The organism is Waterburya sp. (assembly GCF_058530065.1).
On record NZ_JBZNBU010000261.1, the window covers coordinates 1 to 8,548 of the forward strand.

General features: G+C 38.3%; 8 protein-coding genes and 1 pseudogene. 2 read left to right on the forward strand and 7 right to left on the reverse strand.

Features of this window, described 5'->3' with window-relative positions:
- From AC33VI_RS15780 to AC33VI_RS15790, 3 genes are all read right to left on the reverse strand, one after another.
- Window positions 1-1,055 (reverse strand): ShlB/FhaC/HecB family hemolysin secretion/activation protein (locus AC33VI_RS15780; RefSeq protein ID WP_491783227.1); only part of this gene is annotated, 1,055 nt, incomplete at its 3' end.
- A 69-nt stretch (window positions 1,056-1,124) separates the two neighbouring features.
- Window positions 1,125-1,895 carry a 1-(5-phosphoribosyl)-5-[(5-phosphoribosylamino)methylideneamino]imidazole-4-carboxamide isomerase gene (gene hisA / locus AC33VI_RS15785; protein ID WP_491783228.1) on the reverse strand — a complete coding sequence of 257 codons (771 nt, stop codon included), beginning with the start codon at window positions 1,893-1,895 and terminating at the stop codon, window positions 1,125-1,127.
- A 38-nt stretch (window positions 1,896-1,933) separates the two neighbouring features.
- Complete coding sequence (locus AC33VI_RS15790; RefSeq protein WP_491783229.1) at window positions 1,934-2,821, reverse strand: carbonic anhydrase; 888 nt, start codon at window positions 2,819-2,821, stop codon at window positions 1,934-1,936.
- Between the two features lie 316 nt (window positions 2,822-3,137).
- Between AC33VI_RS15790 and AC33VI_RS15795 the strand changes: the two genes are divergently transcribed.
- On the forward strand, window positions 3,138-3,947 hold the full coding sequence (locus AC33VI_RS15795; protein ID WP_491783230.1) for an FkbM family methyltransferase: 810 nt from the start codon (window positions 3,138-3,140) through the stop codon (window positions 3,945-3,947).
- A 520-nt stretch (window positions 3,948-4,467) separates the two neighbouring features.
- Here AC33VI_RS15795 and AC33VI_RS15800 read toward each other — a convergent pair.
- The 4 genes from AC33VI_RS15800 to AC33VI_RS15815 form a co-directional block, all read right to left on the reverse strand.
- The gene (locus tag AC33VI_RS15800; protein WP_491783231.1) at window positions 4,468-5,289 is read right to left on the reverse strand and encodes a DUF1838 domain-containing protein; all 822 of its coding nucleotides are present in this window, start codon (window positions 5,287-5,289) and stop codon (window positions 4,468-4,470) included.
- A gap of 291 nt (window positions 5,290-5,580) precedes the next feature.
- Complete coding sequence (locus AC33VI_RS15805; RefSeq protein ID WP_491783232.1) at window positions 5,581-5,820, reverse strand: DUF2811 domain-containing protein; 240 nt, start codon at window positions 5,818-5,820, stop codon at window positions 5,581-5,583.
- 406 nt (window positions 5,821-6,226) lie between these two features.
- On the reverse strand, window positions 6,227-7,216 hold the full coding sequence (locus tag AC33VI_RS15810) for a DnaJ C-terminal domain-containing protein (protein ID WP_491783233.1): 990 nt from the start codon (window positions 7,214-7,216) through the stop codon (window positions 6,227-6,229).
- An 86-nt stretch (window positions 7,217-7,302) separates the two neighbouring features.
- Window positions 7,303-7,740: an Hsp20/alpha crystallin family protein gene (locus AC33VI_RS15815; protein ID WP_491783234.1), complete on the reverse strand. Its 438-nt coding sequence runs from the start codon at window positions 7,738-7,740 to the stop codon at window positions 7,303-7,305.
- Between the two features lie 512 nt (window positions 7,741-8,252).
- Between AC33VI_RS15815 and AC33VI_RS15820 the strand changes: the two are divergent.
- Window positions 8,253-8,548, forward strand: a pseudogene (locus AC33VI_RS15820) (RNA-guided endonuclease TnpB family protein); the annotation flags it as partial.

The following is an 8,548-nucleotide window of genomic DNA, read 5'->3' on the forward strand; positions in this document are numbered from 1 at the left end:
GAAGTAGCATTTTCTCCCCTATCGTCCAAACCTCTAGCTAAATCTGGAAAACCAAGATCCATTAAGGTAAATTGACTTTGATGGTAGTTAAAGCCAAAAGTAAAATATAGGTTATTGCGGGGAGATTCGATCGCCCTTTGTATCAGCGTAAAGTTATAATCGCGATTTTCACTCTCCAAATCTAGAGGGAGAAAAGGTTCGGCAATGATTTGATTGTCGCTGCGACTGTGGAGAAATTTAACCAAAGTTCCTCTCGCTCCGATGGGCGTAAGATATTCCAGTCTGTCTAAAGAGCGAGAACCTTCTGTTTGACCGTATGCTACTCGAAATGTATCGCCAAAACCCAAAAAATTGCGGTCTTCTAATTCTATTTTGCCTTTTAAAGTACCCGCACTGGTAGCTCCATTATTTTCTACCGCCAGAGTGACATCGAACCTGTCTGCCTCAGTAATAGTTAGTTTGAGATAGTTTTCTCCTGGATCGACTCCCTCAGATAGTTCGGCAGAAAGTTTTTCTATCAAAGGATTTAATTGCAACAGTTGTAGAGCTTCAAACAATCTTTCCCGATGTACGGGAGGCTTTGAGGCGATCGCAATTCGACTGCGTACGTATTCTGGATTGAGCTTGGTTAAACCTAAAATCCTAATTTCACTAATCCTACCCTCAATAATTTCGATCCTAACCGTGCGATCGCTCATGGTCTGGGGTGGAATATAAGCACCTGTGGTAAAGTAACCGCGATCAACAAATAGTTGTGTAACTGCTTCTTGAACTTCTAATAATTCGGCAAAAGTAATGGGGCGATATAAATAGGGCTTGAGAATTGCATCGATATCTACTTGGGGAATAACTCGATTGCCAATAATCTCAAACTTACTGACACTAATTGTTTCGGGAACATCTTTAGAACTTAAAGTGTGATTGGTTTTGGGTACGGGAGAATTAGATAAAGGATTACCAATTGCTTGACGATCTGCCAATAACAAATAGCCCAAGATAACTATTAAACTGAGATCGAGCGATTTAAAAAGAGAGAAAATTACAATTCTCTTCATATCCCAATATCTAAAAAACCAAAGCTTCTATACGGGCTGTTCGCGAACAGCCCGTACCGTTTTTACTTCTTAACACAATCCCGTATTGCTAGAAGGAGGAACATCTTGCCAGCGTCCATCTCCCACTGCTTTAACTGCTTCTTTGAGATCGACATCCCCAGTATAAATCGCCCTACCGACGATCGCGCCAGTTACCCCCACAGGCTCTAAACTCAATAAACTCAACAGATCCGTTAAAGAACTTACTCCCCCAGAAGCAATCACGGGAATAGTAATAGATTCAGCTAATTCTCGTAATGCTGACATATTTGGACCCGAAAGCGTACCGTCGCGATGAATATCCGTATAAATAATCGCTGCTGCTCCCGCTTGCACCATGCGACTGGCTAATTCTGTGGCTTCCACTTCAGAAGTTTCTAACCAACCCCTAGTCGCTACCTTGCCATTGCGAGCATCAATCCCCACTACAATGCGATCTGGAAATTCTTGACATAGTTCCCTGACTAACTCTGGCTTTTCTACAGCTACCGTACCCAAAATCGCTCTTTGTACCCCAGTTTCTAGCAGTCTTGCTACTCCAGAGCGATCGCGCAAACCGCCTCCTACCTGTACGGGAATATCAATGGCTTTGGCGATCGCTTCTATCACCGATAAATTGACCGATTTTCCTTCTTTTGCTCCATCTAGGTCTACTACATGGAGTCTGGTAGCTCCTTCCGATGCCCATTGACGGGCTACTTCTACAGGATTTTCGCTAAAAGTTGATGCTTGCTCGTAATCCCCTTGATATAGACGAACGCATTTACCATCTAGGAGATCGATTGCAGGAATGACTTCCATAAGAGTTATGTTTATTGATTTCTTTAATTTAATTATTTCTAAGCGCGAGCGTAAATTTTTTCTGCCCAAAGCTGCACTGACTCAGAGAATAAAGAGTGATAGTTTTGCAACTCAATATTATTCATGCCCATACGGCGGGCTTTGTCGAATAACCTTAGCAGAGTTCGCTCTGCTTCTCTAGCTGCTTTTTCTGTATCTGGGTCGATTTTGAGCAATGCTTCTAGTTCTTTTTTGACGGGAATTAAAGCTTCTTCATTCGTCCGACAAGCAGCATAGGGGCGTATGCTTTCTTCTTCTTCTAATAGTTGCCCTTCAGGAGGAATATAAGTGTGGGTGCGGGCATCGTAGGCTAAAACTTTTCCTGTTTCGATGTTGTAGATCCAGGCATAGATTTTTAGTCTTCCTTGATGAATTCGAGATCTGACTATGGGATAGGTTTTAAGGTTATCTATTTGAATTAAGACATTTTCCGCTACCAAAACTTCCATTAAATCGTCGCCTTCATAGTGGGGATAGGTTTCTTGCACCATCCGACGGGTAGATTCTGCGTGTTTGAGCCAATCGTAAACCAAAGGCATATCTTTTTGTAGCTTATTGAGCTTTAATAGCCCTTTCATCGCACCGCAGTTGGAATGCCCGCAAACTACCACTTGTTCGATATCCAGACCATTAATGGCATACTCAATAGTTCCACCCTCACCCCCATTGGCTGCACCGTAGGGAGGAATAATATTACCTGCATTACGAATGACAAATAATTCTCCCACGTCTGTATCGGTGATCAAGTTAGGAGCAACTCTAGAGTCAGAACAGGTAATGAATAATACCCTAGGCTTTTGACCGTGAGAAAGTTGTTCTAAAAGCTCTTGGTGAGTACTAACATATTTTTCCTTAAACTTATCTAGACCGCGAATTAACTTTTTCACTCTCTTTCTAATTTCAATTTACAATCATCGCCTCTATTATCTGACAAAAAACGTAAATATTAAGCAGAACTTAAATTTTTTTCGCGAGATTTAAGTTTACTATCGATTATCTGAGTCATTAAAAATACTCATCGCGAACTTAGCAATGGGGTTTAACAGAATCTGCTAGGGGTAAATTATTATTTTTAATACTTGCATCAATTGAACTTAACTGACATAAAAAGATAAAAGTGTATTTTTACTGTCAAAGCTTTTTCTCAAACACTATTATGATAGAAAGTTATTTTGTTACCCTACTGAGTTTGGACAAAAAATCATGAACAAATTAGTCCGTTCGTTATTGTTACGCTCGCCCAAAGTTTACGATTTAATTCACAATCTCAAAAACAAACATTTTATTAATTTTTATTTAGGAAAAGTACACGAACCCGATTTCAAGGCATTTGAATTAATCTGCCAAGATCGTCCCCAGCTATTCCTCGATATTGGTGCGAATGTCGGAATGTCAGCACTATCATTTTTCACCCTCAAGTCTAACGCCAAAGTTATCTCTTTTGAACCCAATCCCATTAATTATCCTTATTTAGATAAATTAAAAACTAGATTTAGTGATTTTCAATATTTTCCTGTGGGTATTGGAGATAAAGAAGCTGCTTTAGATTTTTACTATCCTATTTATAATGGCAAAGTGATGACGGCTTTAGGTTCTTGCGATCGCGCCAAAGCGGGAAGCTGGCTTAATAATGATACAGTTTACTTTTTTGATGAAAATAAATTAGAAATAACTAAAATAGGTGTTGAAATTAAAACTCTTGACAGTTTTAATCTAGAACCAGAATTTATCAAAATAGATGTAGAAGGATTTGAATATGAAGTATTATTAGGAGGACAAAATACTATTAATACCCATCGTCCTATTTTATTAATTGAAGGTATTGCCCCAGGCGATCGCGTTCACCAATTATTACAAGAATGGAATTACGATATTTATAAATTTATCGATGGTAAATTTTATCTAGATGATTTTGATTGTGCTAACAATTTTGTCGTTCCTCAAGAAAAAACAGATTTAATCGAACCACATATAGGCAAAGATCGCACTCCAGTTTTGGAAACTATTAGTTAAACAAGATTAAAAAGTGAGTAAAGTATCCCCAGTCAATCGCAAGATAAATTATGTTTAAAACAAAAGTGCCAACATATTACTTGAATTAACTTTAAATAAAGTATAGTTTAAGCAGAAAAACTGTTGTGTTACAAAAAAATACAAGCGATAATCGTCGATATAGTTTTACTTTTGTCGCATAAACAACACAACAGTAGTAGATTTATCATTTGATTCTTTTGATAATCCAACTAATATCTTAAATTCAGCAAGAATTCGCAAAGCTTGATATTGATTTGACCCCAGAGGGGCAAGGCAGAATATTAGTAGCTCAAGCTATACCTGGCAAAAGTCCAATCGAATTGTTAACTGATGCTATTATCTATACAGTCGTAGTAGGTAGTGGGTAGTGGGTAGTAGCACTACCCCTGTCAAGGTTAACTTTTGTACTATCTAGAACTTATCGGGGATTCAGAATGCGATCGCAATCGATGGCATCCTAAAAGAAATAAGATAATTGCAGATAACTCCTAACTCACGTTTAGTTAGTTGGTAAAGGAAATCTTGCCCCTGCTAAATAATCGGCAAAATATTGCTGAAAATATTTCCAAGAAGTAATGTTTTCTGCTTCTAGTTTTTGGGCAGGAGCATCTTTATATAAGGGAACGCGATCGTTAATTTCTGCTTGCAGCCACTTGGGTAGTTCGTTAAAACCATTTATCTTACAACCATGGGCACTATAGATTAGTTGTCCAGGCTTATTACCCATTTTCATCCAAGGTAGCCAAGGACCAATCCGATCCCAACTTAAAATTACTTGAGACACTTCGGAAATATTGCGATCGTGGAGTTCTGCGGTAGGAACAGTTAGCTTAAATAATTCTGTAGCTTGATAAGTAGCTTGAGGACTATACTCAATAAATCTAGCATCTCCTGCTAAAGGATTAGGATAGTCACTAAATAGATCGAAGACAAAAGTTGTAGTCTCGCCATTAACTTGAGCGGGGAAATTGCCTTTAAACAAACCTTGAACTTGGTGATTGGCAACATGAACTACAGGCAAAGTTTCATTTGTCCAAGGATTATGCCACTGATGAACTACTTGTTCAGTATGAGGATCGAGATAATAGGTTAATTCACGAGATGTGAAATCCCAACTATTATCGCCCTTTGGCAGACAGCGACTAACACTAACACCCACAATTTTAAACAAGTGTTTTTTCTTTTCATTAGGGACAAAAGCGTAAACAGAACCAGCCCATAACAGAAAAGTTGATTTGGAAGCCAGAGAGTTACGAGTTTTAACCCAACAGGAAACATCTAAATCCTCTGTGGTAATAATTTTCTCGATTGAATTAACCATAGGCTTAATTATTAGGTTTTGAGTTTGAGATGCCTAATTTTAATTAAATTTGCTTTAAGGTAGCAATTTTGCGATTAAATAAACAATTTGTAAGATTTAAAATTCAAAAACGCCTTTGAAAAAAATTGACATTTAATTCTTTAAGTCTGATTTTAGTTTATTTAGACACAAAAAAAGCCACAAGCCATGTAAGTTAATGCTTGCAGCCCTTTATTAATTATTTAAAATTGACAAATAAAGTTTTAATCTAGATCAATCCTAAATTTTCCTGGAGTTATATGTTACATTTCTTCAGTTTTGAGAATATTGCTGGGAGAGGGGGCAAATAGAATGTATATACTTTTGGGAACAAGCTCTATAGTCCTTAGAATCAATCTGGCGATGATTTTGAATTAAAAATAAGGACAAACTTGCATTTAAAACTGCTTGTACATTCCATTGAGAATTAGAGATTAAGTAATCTTGCATACATTGGTAGATTTTTTCATCTATCTCGACACTTAGGGTTACATTCTTTGGTTGGGACTTCATATATTGACTGATGATAGGCTCGTTTAGACTCGATAAATAAACTCTATCAGCTTTATTTATAATTGGAGTTTTGATATTTGTATCGGTTGGTATTGGGGAAAAAATATTTTTACCAGTTAGTTTGAACCCAGTATTATTACGGATAATCTACGATTTTTTTAGTTTTAATTTCCGAGCAACTATACATTGCTGTGGATAACTGCTTAATATCTGGGGAAAATTAGAGGAATATTATTATCAAAGAGTTGTTCAGCATACATAAGCAAGATTTATAATGTAATCTAAAATACTTTAATCTTTACTAGATCGCCTTTTTTTTTGAAGTTTAATCAACGGCGATCGCCATACTAAGAGATTATCCTGGCGTATGCCAGAAGTCTATTCAAGAAGCCATCAATCTAGAAGATTACAAACGCACATTTTCTAAACTACTACGGGGATTAAAACTACTAGCTTGACGCAGCTTTTCGTATAGTTCTCGCTCTTTCCTGGTTAAGTTTTTCGAGGTAACAATTTTGAGCTTGACTATCTGATCTCCGCGATCGCCCTGGGGAGTTTTCCAACCTTTATTTTTTAACCTTAGAGACTGTCCCGAACTCACTCCTGCTGGGACTTTCATGGTTACGCTACCGTCGGGAGTAGGCACTTTTATCTCTGTTCCCAATACTGCTTCGACTGGGGAAATCGGTACTTCGCAGGTAATATTATTTCCTTTTAACTTAAATACGGGATGGGGTTTCAAGCTGACTTTTAAATATAAATCTCCCCGTTGTTGATTGTAGGGGTTAGTTTGTCCTTTACCTTTGAGACGGATTTTAGTTCCAGGTTTTGCCCCTGGAGGAATTCGTACTTTAATAGTTTCTCCGTTTAATTGCAGGCGTTGTTCGCTGCCATGAAAGGCTTGGGAAAAAGAGAGAGTAATTGCTGCTTCAATATCTGAGTCTGGCATATTAGGAAATCCACCACCAAAAGCAGATTCAAAACCGCCAAATCCTTCAGGGCGACTGGTATTGTAAGAATAGGTACGAGTACGAGTGCCATTACCCATACCACCAGACATACCGCCAAATCGTCCTAATAGTTCGTTAATAAAGTCTTCAAAACCAGCGTATTGAGAAAAATCTGCCCCCATACCAGCCCCAGGAGGAGTTCCCGTCGCAGCTTGCTGCCAATATTGACCGTATTGGTCGTATTTAGCTCTTTTTTCTGGGTCTGAGAGTACTTCTTGAGCTTCGTTAACTTCTTTAAACCGCTGTTCGGCTTCTTTGTCTCCTTGATTGAGATCGGGATGATATTTTCGGGCTAATTTGCGGTAAGCCCGTTTTATTTCATCAGGAGATGCGCTTTTACTAACTCCTAAAATTTTGTAATAGTCTTTAAAATCCGTTGCTGGCACTGTAGCATTCACCTCCTGTTAAGTAATAAGTTAGAGGCGAACAGTCGTTCGCCCTTACAAAATATGTTTTTTTTGCCAAGTTTTAATTAACTAAGATTGACTTTGACTACTTTATTTTTTTCTACTTCTGCTTTGGGTAAAGTTAAGTGCAAAATACCGTCTTTATATTTCGCATTTACTTCAGTATTTTTGACCCTTGCAGGTAAAGGAATTACTCGACGAAAACTACCATACCTAAATTCACTTCTAGTCATACCGTCGGTTTCAGTAGTAGTTTCAGACTTGCGATCGCCACTAATAGCAATAGATTCTGCTGCTACTTGAAGATCGATATCCTTTGCATCCATACCAGGAATTTCTAGCTTGAGAATCACTGCTTCTGGGGTTTCCGACATTTCCGCAGCTGGGACAAAACCCCAACCCATAACTTCAAAATCCCTAGGAATAAGGCGATCGAATAAGCTATTCATTTCCCTTTGTAAAGTGTCAATTTCGGCAAAGGGTTTCCAACGAATTAAAGACATGGTTCATACCTCCAAAACTTGGTAAGTCGCAATTTAAGGCGATTGATAATTAAACCGTGAGTCATCTGGTATGTTCTTCACTCACACCAGTAATTATAAAATCAATCTTGAGAAACCAGGTTCGGTTTTATGTCCCCAACAGGTAGGGATTTTGCTATTTCCTACACCCGAGCGTTACCATTGTGGTAGATTGTCAGTAATTTAAACTACATGGCTATGCACTGGCAGAAAGAAAGGTATGGGTAAATTCAAGAAAGTGCGAAATCAATGCTTGTAACATCCAGCAAGAATACATCATACCTGCGGACACAAAGCGTCCTACTTTTGCTAGTCAATCCAAGGCTTTAACAAAAGCGAGAAAAGATTTTGAAGAATTAGGGAGCGTCCACGTTTACGTCTTACAGGAAACATTAAAGCGATTAGAAAATGCTTTTGTTGCCATGTGGGACAGAGGACACGGTTTCCCAAGATTCAAGTCTACTCGTCGGATGAGGTGTTTTAACTTCAAACAGATGGGAGTTAAGCCCATTAAAAAAGGTGCAGTTAAGTTACCTAAAATTGGTTGGGTTAAGATGCACCAATCGAGAGATATTCCAGAAGGATTTGAACTAAAACAGGTTAGAGTCGTTAGACGAGCTTCAGGCTGGTATGCAATGTTGGTTCTCAAGTTAGATGTATCTGTTCCGAGTGTTTTGCCTCATGGCGAACCACTAGGCATAGATCTAGGGCTAGAGAAATTTTTAGCTACGAGTACAGGCAAATTGATTGCTAGACCAAAATTCTTTGTTCCTCTCCAAAGCAAGCTGAA